Source organism: Vibrio gigantis, from assembly GCF_024347515.1.
Taxonomy (GTDB): Bacteria; Pseudomonadota; Gammaproteobacteria; order Enterobacterales; family Vibrionaceae; genus Vibrio; species Vibrio gigantis.
This window is the reverse complement of record NZ_AP025492.1, coordinates 3131048-3147486: the sequence shown is the minus strand read 5'-3', so window position 1 is coordinate 3147486 and position 16439 is coordinate 3131048. Positions and strand designations below refer to the sequence as shown.

8 protein-coding genes, 2 tRNA genes and 3 rRNA genes are annotated in these 16439 nt (G+C 45.8%); 9 read left to right on the top strand and 4 right to left on the bottom strand.

The annotated features are described in order from the left end of the window. Positions 1-34 precede the first annotated feature (34 nt). From OCV56_RS14035 to pepA, 3 genes are all read right to left on the bottom strand, one after another. Complete coding sequence (locus tag OCV56_RS14035; RefSeq protein ID WP_086715530.1) at positions 35-2908, bottom strand: valine--tRNA ligase; 2874 nt, start codon at positions 2906-2908, stop codon at positions 35-37. Positions 2909-3010: 102 nt separating this feature from the next. Then, complete coding sequence (locus OCV56_RS14030; protein ID WP_086715528.1) at positions 3011-3460, bottom strand: DNA polymerase III subunit chi; 450 nt, start codon at positions 3458-3460, stop codon at positions 3011-3013. Between the two features lie 99 nt (positions 3461-3559). Continuing rightward, positions 3560-5080, bottom strand: coding sequence for a leucyl aminopeptidase (gene pepA / locus OCV56_RS14025; RefSeq protein WP_010435005.1), 1521 nt, complete (start codon positions 5078-5080; stop codon positions 3560-3562). Between the two features lie 192 nt (positions 5081-5272). On the opposite strand from pepA, the gene lptF reads away from it, so the two are divergent. Together lptF and lptG are read left to right on the top strand one after the other, a co-directional pair. Continuing rightward, entirely contained in the window at positions 5273-6385 is a 1113-nt protein-coding gene (gene lptF / locus OCV56_RS14020; protein WP_086715526.1) for an LPS export ABC transporter permease LptF, read from the top strand. After that, positions 6378-7448, top strand: coding sequence for an LPS export ABC transporter permease LptG (gene lptG / locus OCV56_RS14015; protein ID WP_086715524.1), 1071 nt, complete (start codon positions 6378-6380; stop codon positions 7446-7448). Before lptF ends, lptG begins: the two co-directional genes overlap by 8 nt. A 64-nt stretch (positions 7449-7512) precedes the next feature. On the opposite strand, the gene OCV56_RS14010 is transcribed toward lptG, so the two are convergent. Next, positions 7513-7989 carry an RDD family protein gene (locus tag OCV56_RS14010; RefSeq protein WP_086715522.1) on the bottom strand — a complete coding sequence of 159 codons (477 nt, stop codon included), beginning with the start codon at positions 7987-7989 and terminating at the stop codon, positions 7513-7515. Between the two features lie 194 nt (positions 7990-8183). Here OCV56_RS14010 and OCV56_RS14005 point away from each other — a divergent pair. The 7 genes from OCV56_RS14005 to rrf all read left to right on the top strand — a co-directional run bounded on the left by OCV56_RS14005 (position 8184) and on the right by rrf (position 16290). Continuing rightward, positions 8184-8268 (top strand) — tRNA-Leu (locus OCV56_RS14005). A 583-nt stretch (positions 8269-8851) separates the two neighbouring features. Then, positions 8852-9259 carry a VOC family protein gene (locus tag OCV56_RS14000; RefSeq protein ID WP_086715520.1) on the top strand — a complete coding sequence of 136 codons (408 nt, stop codon included), beginning with the start codon at positions 8852-8854 and terminating at the stop codon, positions 9257-9259. 83 nt (positions 9260-9342) lie between these two features. Then, the gene (locus tag OCV56_RS13995) at positions 9343-10596 is read left to right on the top strand and encodes an HD-GYP domain-containing protein (RefSeq protein WP_086715518.1); all 1254 of its coding nucleotides are present in this window, start codon (positions 9343-9345) and stop codon (positions 10594-10596) included. A 595-nt stretch (positions 10597-11191) separates the two neighbouring features. Further along, a 16S ribosomal RNA gene (locus tag OCV56_RS13990) occupies positions 11192-12746 on the top strand. Between the two features lie 65 nt (positions 12747-12811). Beyond that, positions 12812-12887: transfer RNA gene (locus OCV56_RS13985), tRNA-Glu, on the top strand. A gap of 297 nt (positions 12888-13184) precedes the next feature. Next, positions 13185-16078 (top strand): 23S ribosomal RNA (locus OCV56_RS13980). Between the two features lie 96 nt (positions 16079-16174). Then, positions 16175-16290, top strand: a 5S ribosomal RNA gene (rrf, locus tag OCV56_RS13975). The 16S, 23S and 5S rRNA genes sit together here with 1 tRNA gene alongside, the layout of an rRNA operon. The last annotated feature ends 149 nt before the right edge of the window (positions 16291-16439 follow it).

Below are 16439 nucleotides of genomic sequence, written 5' to 3'. Positions count from 1 at the left end.
TTTACATGCTTGAATTGGTAGGTTAATTTACCAATTACAGTGCAGCGATAGTCGCTTTTTGCTCTTCAAGCTTAACAAGAGTCTCTTGGTAGCCTTCAAGCTTCTCACGCTCTTTCGCGATAACCGCTTCTGGCGCTTTAGCAACGAAACCTTCGTTACCTAGCTTACCTTCGATACGCTTAATCTCTCCGTGAGTCTTAGCTACTTCTTTATCTAGACGAGCTAGTTCTGCATCTTTGTCGATAAGACCCGCCATTGGGATCATCAGCTCAGATTTGCCAACCAGTTTAGTTGCACAAGCAGGAGTCTCTTCACCATCAGCTAGAACTTTAATGTCGTCTAATTTAGCTAGAGAGTTAAGAACGATCTTGTTCGCTTCGATACGAGCAGCGTCTTTCTCATCAGCTACTTTGATCATTACTTCTAAGCCTTGGCTTGGTGCAATGTCGTATTCCGCACGTAGGTTACGGATAGCTGTGATAAAAGTCTTAACCCATTCGATGTCTTCTACGATCTCAGCATTGAAGTTATCTTCGTTAAACTGAGGAAGCGCTTGAGTCATGATCGTCTCGCCTTCAACACCGTCTACTAGCGGCTTAACGCTTTGCCAGATAGATTCAGTGATGTAGGGAAGAACAGGGTGAGCAAGACGTAAAGTCTTCTCTAGAACCGTGATAAGCGTGTAACGAGTCGCTTGTTGCTGAGCTTCAGTACCTTTCCAAAGAACAGGTTTAGTTAGCTCTAGGTACCAGTCACAGAATTGGTTCCAGATGAATTCGTAAAGCGTGTTTGCTGCCATGTCTAGACGGTAGTTGTCTAGGTGAGCGTTAAATTCTTTCGCTGCAACTTCAAACTGAGATTCAATCCACTTATCTGCTAGAGAGAATTCCATGTTTGCACGGTCTTCAATAGACAGTGACATGCCACAATCGTGCTCTTCTGTATTCATCAGTACGTAACGGCTTGCGTTCCATAGCTTGTTACAGAAATTACGGTAACCTTCAAGACGCTTCATGTCCCAGTTGATGTCACGGCCAGTTGAAGCCATCGCAGCAAGAGTGAAACGCAGTGCGTCAGTACCGTATGGTTCGATACCGTTTTCGAAAGTCTTACGTGTTGCTTTTTCGATCTTAGCAGCCAGTTTTGGTTGCATCATGTTGCCACAACGCTTCTCTACTAGCTCTTCAAGGCCGATGCCGTCAATCATGTCGATTGGGTCAAGTACGTTACCTTTTGACTTAGACATCTTGTCGCCGTTTTCATCACGGATAAGACCTGTCATGTAAACCGTTTTGAAAGGTACTTGAGCCTTGCCATCTTCGTCTTTCACGAAGTGCATGGTCATCATGATCATACGAGCAACCCAGAAGAAGATAATATCAAAACCAGATACTAGTACTTCTGATGGGTGGAATGTTTTCAGCGCTTCAGTATCTTCAGGCCAGCCTTGTGTGCCGAACGTCCAAAGTGCAGAAGAGAACCAAGTATCTAGTACGTCGTCGTCTTGCTTAAGCACAACAACAGGCGCTAGGTTGTTCTTTTCACGAACTTCTTCTTCAGTGCGACCTACGTAAACTTTACCATCGTTGTCGTACCATGCTGGGATGCGGTGGCCCCACCAAAGTTGACGAGAGATACACCAGTCTTGCACGTCACGCATCCACGCGAAGTACATGTTTTCGTACTGCTTAGGTACGAACTGGATTTGACCATCTTCAACGGCTTTAACTGCAGGCTCAGCAAGAGGCGCTGTGCGTACGTACCATTGGTCAGTCAGCATCGGTTCGATAACTACGCCACCACGGTCGCCGTAAGGCACGGTTAGGTCGTGATCTTTGATCTCTTCAAGAAGACCAAGTTCTTCGAATTCAGCAACAATAGCTTTACGAGCAGCAAAGCGCTCCATGCCTTGGTACTTAGCAGGGATGTCTGTTGAGTAAACATCGCTTTCTTCGCCGTTGGTTGTGAATACTTCAGCAGCATCACGGATATCAGCGTTGAACGTTAGGATGTTGATCATTGGTAGGTTGTTGCGCTTACCAACTTCGTAATCGTTAAAGTCGTGAGCAGGAGTGATCTTCACACAACCTGTACCTTTTTCCATGTCAGCGTGCTCGTCGCCTACGATAGGGATAAGACGGTTAACAACAGGAAGCAGGATTTCTTTACCGATAAGATCTTTGTAACGTGGATCTTCTGGGTTTACGGCTACGCCAGTATCACCAAGCATGGTTTCTGGACGCGTCGTAGCAACAACAATGTAGTCTTTACCATCAGCTGTTTTAACACCGTTCGCTAGCGGGTAGCGGAAGTGCCACATGAAACCTTTTTTGTCTTTGTTTTCAACTTCTAGATCAGAAATCGCAGTGTGCAGTTTAGGATCCCAGTTTACTAGACGCTTACCACGGTAGATTAGGTCTTCTTCGTATAGACGAACAAACACTTCTTGAGTCGCAGCCGATAGGCCGTCATCCATAGTGAATCGCTCACGATCCCAATCTACAGATGCACCAAGACGACGAAGTTGTTGAGTGATCGTGCCGCCTGACTCGCCTTTCCATTCCCAGATCTTGTCGATGAAAGCTTCACGGCCGTAGTCGTGCTTTGTTTTACCTTCTTCAGCAGCGATCTTACGCTCAACAACCATTTGAGTTGCGATACCGGCGTGGTCAGTACCCACTTGCCAAAGCGTGTTTTTGCCTTTCATACGTTGAGCACGGATAAGCGTATCCATGATCGTATCTTGGAACGCGTGACCCATGTGTAGGCTGCCAGTGACGTTCGGTGGCGGGATCATGATGCTGTAAGCTTCTTTTGATGTGTCACCGTGTGGCTTAAAGTAGCCTTTCTCTTCCCAAGTCTGATACAGAGCTTGTTCGATTGATGTTGGGTTGTATGTCTTTTCCATAGTGCTCTTAAACGGATACTGTGAATGGTTAATCGTGGTCAAACTTCATAAGTGAAGCTTCTTGAATCTAAATCCAAAGATAGCTTTAACTATGAGGTTTGACTATGGATGTTGAATCTCGATAGTTTGTAGCTGATATCCAGCCTGACGGTAAATTTTATACCTTTCTCGAGCGAGTTGCTTAGCTTTTTCTTCGCAAGGGACGAAGTCTATCACCTGAGCAAAGGCGTTCGCAAAGGTTGTATGATTATCAGCCAGATTAATTACTAGCTGACGATTCCAATTATGTTTGACGCCTTGGTAGCCGATTTCGATGTTGGTTGAATACTTTGGACCTTCACCAACCAAGTTATGTGCAATAAACTCATTGGGTTCGACTTGCCAGAAAACCTCAGCAATACGCTCTGCATGGTCTTTGTCATTGCAGTTGAGATAAAGTTTAGCGCCTTGTTTTGCAAAGTGCTGAGCAAGAAACAGCACATAGTGAGCAAAGCCATCTTTGCTGGCTTGCGGGCTGTCTGAAGGCACAATGTAAAATGTAGCAGTCTGCATACTTAATACTCGAACTGAAAATCGTGGATATCAATGTTACTTGGTTAACAGGATCTAACAAATAGCGCTTATTAAAAAAGGGCCCGTAGGCCCTTTTTATTATTTTGAAGATTGCTCTTCAGTCTCTTGGCCGCTGCGGTTCAATAAGAATTGGACTAGCATTGAGACAGGACGACCTGTCGAGCCTTTCGCTGCGCCTGACTTCCAAGCTGTACCAGCACTATCGATGTGTGCCCAGTGGTACTTCTTCGTAAATTTAGACAGGAAGCAACCTGCAGTAATTGTGCCGCCAGGACGGCCGCCAATGTTCGCCATATCAGCGAATGGGCTGTTTAGCTGCTCATGGTACTCGTCTGCCATAGGTAGACGCCATGCACGGTCACTTGCTTGCTCAGAAGCATTAACAAGTTCGTGAGAAAGTGGGTTGTGGTTCGATAAAACGCCACTGATGTGGTGACCTAGAGCAATAACACATGCGCCAGTTAGCGTAGCAACATCGACAACACAGTCTGGTTCAAAACGCTCAACGTAAGTTAGAGCATCACATAGAACCAAGCGACCTTCAGCATCAGTATTGAGTACTTCAACCGTTTGGCCTGACATTGTTGTAAGGATGTCACCTGGGCGGTAAGCATTGCTACCCGGCATGTTTTCACAGCCCGCAAGAATACCTACAACGTTGATTGGCAAATTAAGTTTCGCCAGTGCTTTCATTGTGCCGAATACAGATGCAGCACCACACATGTCGTACTTCATCTCATCCATGCCTTCACCAGGCTTAAGCGAGATACCGCCTGAATCAAAAGTAAGACCTTTACCAACCAAAACGATAGGTTTTGCATCTGGGTCAGCCGCACCTTTGTATTCCATGATAGACATCATAGATTCATTCTTAGAGCCGCGGCCTACCGCAAGGTATGAAGTCATACCCAGCTTTTCCATCTCTTCTTCACCGATGATCTTAGTCTTTACTGTCTCGTAATCGTCGGCTAAACGGCGAGCTTGAGAAGCAAGGTAAGCAGGGTTTGCGATGTTTGGTGGCATGTTGCCTAGATCTTTAGACGCTTTTACACCCGAAGCAATAGCAAGACCGTGAGAAATAGCTTTCTCACCAAGGCTCAATTCGCGACGAGTTGGTACGTTGAATACCAATTTACGTAGTGGGCGACGAGTCTCTGGTTTATTGCTCTTGAATTGGTCGAATGTGTAAAGACCATCTTTAGTCGCTTCTACCGCTTGGCGAACTTTCCAATATGTGTCACGACCTTTAACGTGCAGTTCTGTAAGGAAACATACGGCTTCCATAGAACCTGTTTCGTTTAGTGTGCTGATGGTTTTTTGGATGATTTCTTTGTATTGACGCTCGCCTAGCTCACGCTCTTTACCACAACCTACCAGTAGAACACGTTCTGAAAGTACACCAGGTACTTGATGCAGCAGTAGCATCTGGCCAGGTTTACCCTCTAGATCACCGCGACGAAGCAGTGAACTAATATAGCCATCGCTAATTTTATCTAATTGCTCGGCTACTGGAGAAAGGCGGCGCGGTTCGAATACACCGACAACGATACATGCGCTGCGCTGTTTCTCTGGGCTGCCACTTTTTACACTGAACTCCATGCGTACTCCTACATCCTGAAGACAAATCGAACTAAATGTTAGATAATAGGTTCTTACTTGTTGGATCCTATAATGGAACTAACCTTAAAGAAGAACGCTAACACTTAGCTAAAAATTTAAAAAAATAAAAGGTTCAACGGGAAATTATAGTGATTCAATCAAAAAAACAAGTTTTGTATAGGTAATTTGAGCGTGATTATTGTTAGATATTTGATCCGCGAGACAATCAAGAGCCAATTTGCGATCTTTTTTGTTCTCTTTCTCGTGTTTCTCAGCCAAAAATTCATCAGTGTTTTAGCGGACGCCTCTGATGGTGATATCCCTGCGAGTCTTATATTGTCGATTGTTGGCCTAAATATGCCAGCGATGGGCTTACTGATGCTTCCACTCAGTATCTATATTGGCATTTTGCTTACTTTTGGTCGCCTTTACGCTGAAAGTGAAATAGTGGTCATGAACGCCACTGGCATCGGTAATAAATTCCTGATTCAATCAGCGCTCTACCTAGCTTTGATTACGGCATCTGCAGCAGCCTTTAACTCATTTTGGCTATCTCCTTGGTCGCAGGACAAAGTTGAACAAATGTATGAAGAAGTAGCCGCAGAGAACAGCGTCGATTTGCTACCAAAAGGTAAATTTGAAGGTACTCCGGATGGCTCTTCTGTCGTATTTATTGATGATATCGACGGTAATAAATTAGAAAATGTGTTCGTTGCTCAAATGCGCCCTCGTGATTCAGTGTTGCCAAGTGTGATGTTCTCGAAGTCGGGAGACGTAAAAGAGCTCAGCGATGGTCGTCAAGTTATCGTGATGTTCGATGGTACTCGGCACGAAGGTATCCCTACACGCCTTGACTATAGGGTGACGCACTTTGAAGAATACGAAGGCCTGATCGGCCAGCGTGAAGTTAAGAAAAAAGGGCGAGATTGGGAAGCGATTCCTACACTTGATTTGATTGGTAACCCAAACAATAGTGCGAAAGCAGAGCTACAGTGGCGTATTTCTTTGGTACTTTGTATTCCACTATTGACCATGCTTGTGGTACCACTATCGGCGGTAAACCCTCGACAAGGTCGTTTTGCGAAAATCGGCCCTGCAATACTGATCTATCTCACCTATTTCTTAGCAATCAGTGCAACCAAATCTTCAATTGAAGAGGGGAGTGTTCCGGCGGTAATCGGCATGTGGCCAATTAATGCGTTATTGTTATTTGTCGCGATTGGTGCAAACTTTATGGATAGCGTGCCAGTAAGGCGTTTGAAAGAAAAATTCAAGAACAAAGAGGTTGGCTCAAGCCGTGTTTAAGATTCTCGATTTATATATAGGCAGAACCATCATCGCAACGACATCATTGGTTTTGGTGACGTTTGTTGGTCTCTCTGGGATCATCAAGTATGTAGAGCAGCTGAGAAAAGTTGGTCGTGGTACCTATGATTTATTACAAGCGCTGTATTTCGTTTTATTGAGTATCCCTCGTGATATCGAAATGTTTTTTCCAATGGCTGCGTTACTTGGTGCATTGATCGGATTAGGTATGCTCGCTGCGAGCTCTGAATTGGTAGTCATGCAGGCTGCTGGTTTCTCTAAGTTGGATATCGGCCTCTCGGTGCTTAAAACTGCTATTCCACTTATGATTGTGGTGACGCTGCTTGGTCAGTGGGGGGCACCTCAAGCACAGAAGATGGCTCGTGATTTAAGAACCATCTCGATTGCTGGTGGTAACATCATTTCGACCCAAAGCGGTGTCTGGGCTCGTGACGCTAATGACTTCATCTTTATCGTTAAAATCGATGATGAGAAGCTTTATGGTATGAATATGTGGCGCTTTGATGAGAACAAGGCTCTAAAGACTGCTATCTACTCTGAAGAAGTCGATTACGTTGGAGACAACGTGTGGACGATGAAAGATGTTGTAGTGACTTCTTTTGAAAATGAACTGCAGATAACTAAAGAGAATTTGCCGACATACACCTGGAAAACATCACTTGCCCCAGACAAGCTTGCGATAGTGACGGTTAAGCCGGAAGAGCTGTCATTAAGTGGTTTATATGATTACGTAACCTACCTCAAAGCGTCAGAACAAGACGCAGCTCGCTATGAATTGGCATTGTGGAGAAAGATAACTCAGCCAATCTCGATCGCGGTTATGATGTTGATGGCACTGTCGTTTATCTTTGGTCCTCTGCGTAGTGTAACCATGGGGGCGAGGATCCTGTCTGGTGTTATCGCCGGCTTTACCTTCTATATATCCAGTGAGTTCTTTGGCCCTGTGAGTTTGGTTTATCAAATACCACCGGCCTTTGGTGCGATAGCTCCGAGCGTGGTGTTCCTCGGAATAGCCGTTATGCTATTAAGGCGAAAACTGTAGATAGAAAAAAGGAAGGCATAACGCCTTCCTTTTTTGATCTTGATTGAAACTAACTTAGATCACGCTATCGAGCTTGTGGTAACACAACGACTTCGGTTTTTGCCCAGATATCGTGAAAGCCACGTTTTTCAGGATCGAATGGAACGCATAGGTTTGCTAATCCAAAACCTGATGTACTTAAGCGAATCAGCGCTTGAGTTACTGTGATAGCTGAGCCATCTTTGTTTTGAACGCGAAGTTTCCACGCTCTCATTCCCAGAGTTTGACCGGCTCGAGTCCAGAAGAACACAAAGAAGTAAACCCAAACGACCACTAAGTAAAAGGTGTATGCAGGGCTCCAAATTGGATGGTTGGTTAAGAAGTCACTAACATCGGCATAGCCGCTATGGTTAAAAACGCCAAGAGCCATGAGAGCGTGCAGCAGAGCGACAATGACGCCAGCCGCCAACATTTCAATAGCGATTACGATCAGAGCGTCATAGAACAATGCACCAAATCGGCGCATGATTCCTGCTGGTGGCAGAGTGTTTGTTGATGTCATGTGTTATTACTTCTTTAAAAATTGAGGCGTTAGAATATAGTTTAAGGCTTAACCTGAAAAGAGACATGACGCACAGCTTATGACTTAGTGGCGAAATTATCGGCAAACACACATGAATTCAAGTTTTTATACTTGCCACATCAGTTCGCATACGTATAATGCCAAACATCGAAAGGGCAATGCCCCAAGATAATGCCGGTATGGTGAAATTGGTATACACGACGGATTCAAAATCCGTTGCCTTCGGGCGTGGCGGTTCAAGTCCGCCTACCGGTACCATATATAGAAAGGTCGCTTTTATAGCGACCTTTCGTCGTTTTGGGCGTTTGTGAATTTGAAATCCAGCGTGTCGGCTTGGATGCAAGCCCAGTCAAGTCGCCTACTGGTACCATATTTTAAGACAGAGCCTCAACGAAAGTTGGGGCTTTGTTGTATCTGGAGTCTGGAAAGCGTTGCCTTCTCGGTAGCGGCAGGAATGCCTGTCCAATCAGTCCGCCTAAACCTGTACCATATATAGAAAGGTCGCTTTTATAGCGACCTTTCGTCGTTTTAGGCGTTTGTGAATTTGAAATCCAGCGTGTCGGCTTGGATGCAAGCCCAGTCAAGTCGCCTACCGGTACCATATTTAAATGATAAAGCCTCGACGAAAGTTGGGGCTTTATTGTATCTGGAATATTGGAAGTATTTTCTTCGTGGGGTAGAAGTAGTCCTTCAGTCAGACAAATCTTTATGTTTCATTCCTAAATCCATATTTTCCCTTTGCCATTTGATCTGTTAATAAATTAATCATCTTAAATCAGCCTGTTACCTTTAATTCTCTCTTCTATTGTCTATGTTTAAAGAAATAACAGAGGAGAAAGATATGCTAACTGTAACCCCTTACCTATTTTTTGATGGTCGTTGTAGCGAGGCGTTGGACTTTTATCATAAATGTTTTGGTGGAGTGGTCTTGTCAAAGCAACTCTTTAGTGATGCGCCACAGGTAATAGAAGGGGCTCAACCTGACTGGGTTATGCATGCAGAGTTCGAAGCTTTTGGTATGAAGCTTATGATGTCTGATGGGGTGAAAGCCAAGGAGCTTGAAGGGAACAACCTTGCACTTTCTCTTGTTACAGATGATACAGCGACTCAAGAGACAATCTTTGAAAAGCTCAAGCAAGGTGGGCGAATAATGACACCTCTAGCGGATACGTTTTGGGGAGCTCGGTTTGGCAAAGTAGAGGACAAGTTTGGTATACGCTGGATGGTGCACTGTGATTCTTTAAGTTGAACCTGTGAAATTGGATAGTGAAATTGCTGCTTGGTTTTATTAGAATTATAAATAGAGATTATCAATCAATATTATATATAAAAATGGGCAGCATAAAGATTACCGTAGATCGCATTCAGCCTGGTCTACATATACGACTCCCAGTAAAATGGAATGAACACCCATTTTTATTCAATAGCTTTAAAATCAAAGATGACGCTCAAGTAAAAGTAATTCGACATCTTGGGATTAAACACGTCTATATAAACCCGAATCAAAGTGACACTCCGCCTTTACCAGTTCACCATGCATGTGAGCAAGAAGTCGATATTGATTCGAAGGTAACTCTTGAAACGGAAAGAATGTGGAAAGAGAAGCATGAGCGTATCGAAACCCTTAGCTCTTACCGTCGCAGGGTGAGTCATTGTGAGAGAGAGTTTGAACGTTCGCTTGCTCGAATGCGCTCTGTGATGACCAAGATCCGCAACAGACCTTTAGATGCAGTGGGGGAGGTTAAGGCTCTTGTTGATGATATTGTCGAAACTCTAGTTAGCGATGATAACGTCACCTTGCATCTTATGAATGCTAAAGCGGATTTTGAAGACATCTACTTCCATACTCTAAATGTTTCGGTTGTTGCACTGATGATAGGTAAGGCCAAAGGCTATAATACACAACAATTGAAAGCTCTCTCCTTCGCAGCGTTGTTTCACGATATAGGTAAAATCAAAATACCAGTCGCGATACTAAGAAAGCAAAGTGCCCTGACGATACCTGAAGAGAACTATCTGAAGCTTCATACGAAATATGGTGAGGATATTGTTGCGGGAATAGATGACTTTCCTGACAGTGCACAAAAGGTGATAGCCCAACATCATGAAATGAATGATGGTTCTGGTTACCCCGAAGGATTAAAAGAACATGAGATTGATGAGTTTGCCAAGATTGTCGCTGTGGCTAATGCATTCGATAACCTTTGCCATGCTAAAACACAATCTCAACAAATGATCCCATACTTGGCACTATCTCATTTATATAAAAGTTGTAGACACCTATATAGCCAAGATAACTTGGGGCTGTTGGTTAAGTTCATGGGTGTTTACCCACCAGGAACAGTAGTACAGCTTTCAAATGATTCGATTGGGATTGTGATATCTGTTAACGCCAAGCATATGCTTTATCCGAATGTACTAATCTACGATCCTAGCGTGCCAAGAACCCAAGCCCCGATCATTGACCTCTTTATTAAAGAGATCAAAATCGTTAATGCCGTTCATCCCAACAAGTTACCTGAACAAGTTCGAGAATATCTAAACCCTAGGGCTCGCTTGTCTTACTTTTTTGATAATGGAGAGTAGTTATCCACAGGGTATTGTGGGTAATTTGTTCGGAAGTTGGGGTGGAAGTGGTATAAATAAGCCCTTGGTTGAAATGTCTTCGCTTAACCTCTTTTTTTAATAAAAAACGCATTTAATGCTTGCCAATAATAGCCGCATCTCTATAATGCCGCCTCACTGACACGGCAGACGCCACAAGGCTTCAGTGCAGAATGTTAGTGAAGGCAACTAGCTTTGAGTGATTATTCACTCCTACTTTTAGAAAGTAGAAATTAATTCCAAATAAGTGTTTGACACTGAGGATTAAGTCGCTAGAATGGCCGCCTCTTCCCAAGTGATGCAAGTCACAACGAAGAGAAGCTCTTTAACAATTTAAACCTATCAATCTGTGTGGGCACTCGTTGATGAATATCAAAACGTTATTACTTAGGTAATGACAGTTACTTCGGTAACAAAATTGATTTCAATGAACTGAGTGACCAATACGAATAATTACTTTCTTTATAGAGAGAGGTTATTTGGCACAGTCAATTCATTATCATTCTGTTGGAATGATAATAACTTTAAAATTACACAGTAGTTTTGAAGTCAGTATTCGTTGAGTCGACAAAATCTTAAATTGAAGAGTTTGATCATGGCTCAGATTGAACGCTGGCGGCAGGCCTAACACATGCAAGTCGAGCGGAAACGACACTAACAATCCTTTGGGTGCGTTAATGGGCGTCGAGCGGCGGACGGGTGAGTAATGCCTAGGAAATTGCCTTGATGTGGGGGATAACCATTGGAAACGATGGCTAATACCGCATAATGCCTACGGGCCAAAGAGGGGGACCTTCGGGCCTCTCGCGTCAAGATATGCCTAGGTGGGATTAGCTAGTTGGTGAGGTAATGGCTCACCAAGGCGACGATCCCTAGCTGGTCTGAGAGGATGATCAGCCACACTGGAACTGAGACACGGTCCAGACTCCTACGGGAGGCAGCAGTGGGGAATATTGCACAATGGGCGAAAGCCTGATGCAGCCATGCCGCGTGTATGAAGAAGGCCTTCGGGTTGTAAAGTACTTTCAGTTGTGAGGAAGGGGGTAGCGTTAATAGCGCTATCTCTTGACGTTAGCAACAGAAGAAGCACCGGCTAACTCCGTGCCAGCAGCCGCGGTAATACGGAGGGTGCGAGCGTTAATCGGAATTACTGGGCGTAAAGCGCATGCAGGTGGTTCATTAAGTCAGATGTGAAAGCCCGGGGCTCAACCTCGGAACTGCATTTGAAACTGGTGAACTAGAGTACTGTAGAGGGGGGTAGAATTTCAGGTGTAGCGGTGAAATGCGTAGAGATCTGAAGGAATACCAGTGGCGAAGGCGGCCCCCTGGACAGATACTGACACTCAGATGCGAAAGCGTGGGGAGCAAACAGGATTAGATACCCTGGTAGTCCACGCCGTAAACGATGTCTACTTGGAGGTTGTGGCCTTGAGCCGTGGCTTTCGGAGCTAACGCGTTAAGTAGACCGCCTGGGGAGTACGGTCGCAAGATTAAAACTCAAATGAATTGACGGGGGCCCGCACAAGCGGTGGAGCATGTGGTTTAATTCGATGCAACGCGAAGAACCTTACCTACTCTTGACATCCAGAGAAGCCAGCGGAGACGCAGGTGTGCCTTCGGGAGCTCTGAGACAGGTGCTGCATGGCTGTCGTCAGCTCGTGTTGTGAAATGTTGGGTTAAGTCCCGCAACGAGCGCAACCCTTATCCTTGTTTGCCAGCGAGTAATGTCGGGAACTCCAGGGAGACTGCCGGTGATAAACCGGAGGAAGGTGGGGACGACGTCAAGTCATCATGGCCCTTACGAGTAGGGCTACACACGTGCTACAATGGCGCATACAGAGGGCAGCAAGCTAGCGATAGTGAGCGAATCCCAAAAAGTGCGTCGTAGTCCGGATTGGAGTCTGCAACTCGACTCCATGAAGTCGGAATCGCTAGTAATCGTGAATCAGAATGTCACGGTGAATACGTTCCCGGGCCTTGTACACACCGCCCGTCACACCATGGGAGTGGGCTGCAAAAGAAGTGGGTAGTTTAACCTTTCGGGGAGGACGCTCACCACTTTGTGGTTCATGACTGGGGTGAAGTCGTAACAAGGTAGCCCTAGGGGAACCTGGGGCTGGATCACCTCCTTATACGAAGATATTTACGATGAGTGTCCACACAGATTGATATGTTTAAACAGTTAAGAGTAACCTATGTCCCGTTCGTCTAGAGGCCTAGGACACCGCCCTTTCACGGCGGTAACAGGGGTTCGACTCCCCTACGGGATACCATCTTTAAGTATTCTCTTTCGAGAGTCTTTAAAAATGGTTCATTTATGAATCAAGCTCTTTAACAATTTGGAAAGCTGACTGATTGATTACTTACGAGTAATTCAATCAAATTTAAAAGTTCTCAATGTTTACCTTTAAGGTAAACACAACAAACACATTCAAGTGTCTTGTATTCGAATCAATGTTTACATTGATTCACAATTGAGTCCGGCAAACAGTTATCAAGAATTAACCCTTCTTGATGACAACCAAAAACCTTGGTTAGTTGCCATACATTAAGACCCTTTCGGGTTGTATGGTTAAGTGACTAAGCGTACACGGTGGATGCCTTGGCAGTCAGAGGCGATGAAAGGCGTAATAACTTGCGATAAGCCCAGATTAGGTAGTAATAACCTTTTGAGTCTGGGATTCCTGAATGGGGAAACCCACTTACATAAGTAAGTATCCTGTTGTGAATACATAGCAACAGGAGGCAAACCGGGGGAACTGAAACATCTAAGTACCCCGAGGAAGAGAAATCAACCGAGATTCCGAAAGTAGCGGCGAGCGAAATTGGATTAGCCCTTAAGCTTTTAATGATGCAGGTGAAGAGTCTGGAAAGTCTCGCAATAAAGGGTGATAGCCCCGTAACCGACACATCATAATCAGTGAAAACGAGTAGGGCGGGACACGTGATATCCTGTCTGAATATGGGGGGACCATCCTCCAAGGCTAAATACTACTGACTGACCGATAGTGAACCAGTACCGTGAGGGAAAGGCGAAAAGAACCCCTGTGAGGGGAGTGAAATAGAACCTGAAACCGTGTACGTACAAGCAGTAGGAGCACCTTCGTGGTGTGACTGCGTACCTTTTGTATAATGGGTCAGCGACTTAATTTTAGTAGCAAGGTTAACCGTTTAGGGGAGCCGTAGGGAAACCGAGTCTTAACTGGGCGTACAGTTGCTAGGATTAGACCCGAAACCAGGTGATCTAGCCATGGGCAGGTTGAAGGTTGAGTAACATCAACTGGAGGACCGAACCGACTAATGTTGAAAAATTAGCGGATGACTTGTGGCTAGGGGTGAAAGGCCAATCAAACCTGGAGATAGCTGGTTCTCCCCGAAAGCTATTTAGGTAGCGCCTCGGACGAATACTACTGGGGGTAGAGCACTGTTAAGGCTAGGGGGTCATCCCGACTTACCAACCCTTTGCAAACTCCGAATACCAGTAAGTACTATCCGGGAGACACACGGCGGGTGCTAACGTCCGTCGTGGAGAGGGAAACAACCCAGACCGCCAGCTAAGGTCCCAAAGTATAGCTAAGTGGGAAACGATGTGGGAAGGCTCAGACAGCCAGGATGTTGGCTTAGAAGCAGCCATCATTTAAAGAAAGCGTAATAGCTCACTGGTCGAGTCGGCCTGCGCGGAAGATGTAACGGGGCTAAGCTATACACCGAAGCTGCGGCTACGTACCTTAGGGTATGTGGGGTAGGGGAGCGTTCTGTAAGCCGTTGAAGGTGGTCTGTAAGGGCTGCTGGAGGTATCAGAAGTGCGAATGCTGACATGAGTAACGATAAAGGGAGTGAAAAACTCCCTCGCCGGAAGACCAAGGGTTCCTGTCCAACGTTAATCGGGGCAGGGTAAGTCGACTCCTAAGGCGAGGCCGAAAGGCGTAGTCGATGGGAAACGGGTTAATATTCCCGTACTTCTTACAATTGCGATGGGGGGACGGAGAAGGCTAGGTGGGCCTGGCGACGGTTGTCCAGGTTCAAGTACGTAGGCGGGTGGTTTAGGTAAATCCGGACCGCTACTAACGCTGAGATACGATGTCGAGCTACTACGGTAGTGAAGTCATTGATGCCATGCTTCCAGGAAAAGCCTCTAAGCTTCAGATTGTAAGGAATCGTACCCCAAACCGACACAGGTGGTCGGGTAGAGAATACCAAGGCGCTTGAGAGAACTCGGGTGAAGGAACTAGGCAAAATGGTACCGTAACTTCGGGAGAAGGTACGCTCTTATCAGTGAAGTCCCTTGCGGATGGAGCAGACGAGAGTCGCAGATACCAGGTGGCTGCAACTGTTTATTAAAAACACAGCACTGTGCAAAATCGTAAGATGACGTATACGGTGTGACGCCTGCCCGGTGCCGGAAGGTTAATTGATGGGGTTAGACTTCGGTCGAAGCTCTTGATCGAAGCCCCGGTAAACGGCGGCCGTAACTATAACGGTCCTAAGGTAGCGAAATTCCTTGTCGGGTAAGTTCCGACCTGCACGAATGGCGTAATGATGGCCACGCTGTCTCCACCCGAGACTCAGTGAAATTGAAATCGCTGTGAAGATGCAGTGTACCCGCGGCTAGACGGAAAGACCCCGTGAACCTTTACTACAGCTTGGCACTGAACATTGAACCTACATGTGTAGGATAGGTGGGAGACTTTGAAACCGCGTCGCTAGATGTGGTGGAGTCGTCCTTGAAATACCACCCTTGTAGTTTTGATGTTCTAACGTTGGTCCCTGAATCGGGATTACGGACAGTGCCTGGTGGGTAGTTTGACTGGGGCGGTCTCCTCCCAAAGAGTAACGGAGGAGCACGAAGGTGGGCTAAACACGGTTGGACATCGTGTGGTTAGTGCAATGGCATAAGCCCGCTTGACTGCGAGAATGACAATTCGAGCAGGTGCGAAAGCAGGTCATAGTGATCCGGTGGTTCTGAATGGAAGGGCCATCGCTCAACGGATAAAAGGTACTCCGGGGATAACAGGCTGATACCGCCCAAGAGTTCATATCGACGGCGGTGTTTGGCACCTCGATGTCGGCTCATCACATCCTGGGGCTGAAGTCGGTCCCAAGGGTATGGCTGTTCGCCATTTAAAGTGGTACGCGAGCTGGGTTTAGAACGTCGTGAGACAGTTCGGTCCCTATCTGCCGTGGGCGTTGGAAAATTGAAAGGGGCTGCTCCTAGTACGAGAGGACCGGAGTGGACGAACCTCTGGTGTTCGGGTTGTCATGCCAATGGCATTGCCCGGTAGCTAAGTTCGGAATCGATAACCGCTGAAAGCATCTAAGCGGGAAGCGAGCCTTGAGATGAGTTTTCCCTGACACTTTAAGTGTCCTAAAGGGTTGTCGTAGACTACGACGTTGATAGGCAGGGTGTGTAAGTGCTGCGAGGCATTGAGCTAACCTGTACTAATTGCCCGTGAGGCTTAACCATACAACACCCAAGGGGTTTTGATGGACTCAAAGAAATACCAAACGCTTGAATGAGTTTGAAGAGAACGAAAAACAGCTTTCCGAATTTTAAAATTTGCTTGGCGACCATAGCATTGTGGACCCACCTGATTCCATGCCGAACTCAGAAGTGAAACACAATAGCGCCGATGGTAGTGTGGGGCTTCCCCATGTGAGAGTAGGACATCGCCAGGCTTTAATTTCGACTTTGTCTAGTTTCTAGACAAGTCACCATAGGGTTCTAAGTTTTCTTAGTATTTTATGTTGACTTTCAAAGTAGAAAGCGTATTATACGCGTCCTGCTTAAGTGCTAAGGCACTGAAAGCAAAGCTCTTTAACAATTT

Coding starts and splice junctions, on each gene's coding strand:
- OCV56_RS14030 (WP_086715528.1), bottom strand. CDS start 3,460: ATGCAGACTGCTACATTTTACATTGTGCCTTCAGACAGCCCGCAAGCC.
- OCV56_RS14035 (WP_086715530.1), bottom strand. CDS start 2,908: ATGGAAAAGACATACAACCCAACATCAATCGAACAAGCTCTGTATCAG.
- OCV56_RS13995 (WP_086715518.1), top strand. CDS start 9,343: ATGGGCAGCATAAAGATTACCGTAGATCGCATTCAGCCTGGTCTACAT.
- OCV56_RS14010 (WP_086715522.1), bottom strand. CDS start 7,989: ATGACATCAACAAACACTCTGCCACCAGCAGGAATCATGCGCCGATTT.
- OCV56_RS14000 (WP_086715520.1), top strand. CDS start 8,852: ATGCTAACTGTAACCCCTTACCTATTTTTTGATGGTCGTTGTAGCGAG.
- pepA (WP_010435005.1), bottom strand. CDS start 5,080: ATGGAGTTCAGTGTAAAAAGTGGCAGCCCAGAGAAACAGCGCAGCGCA.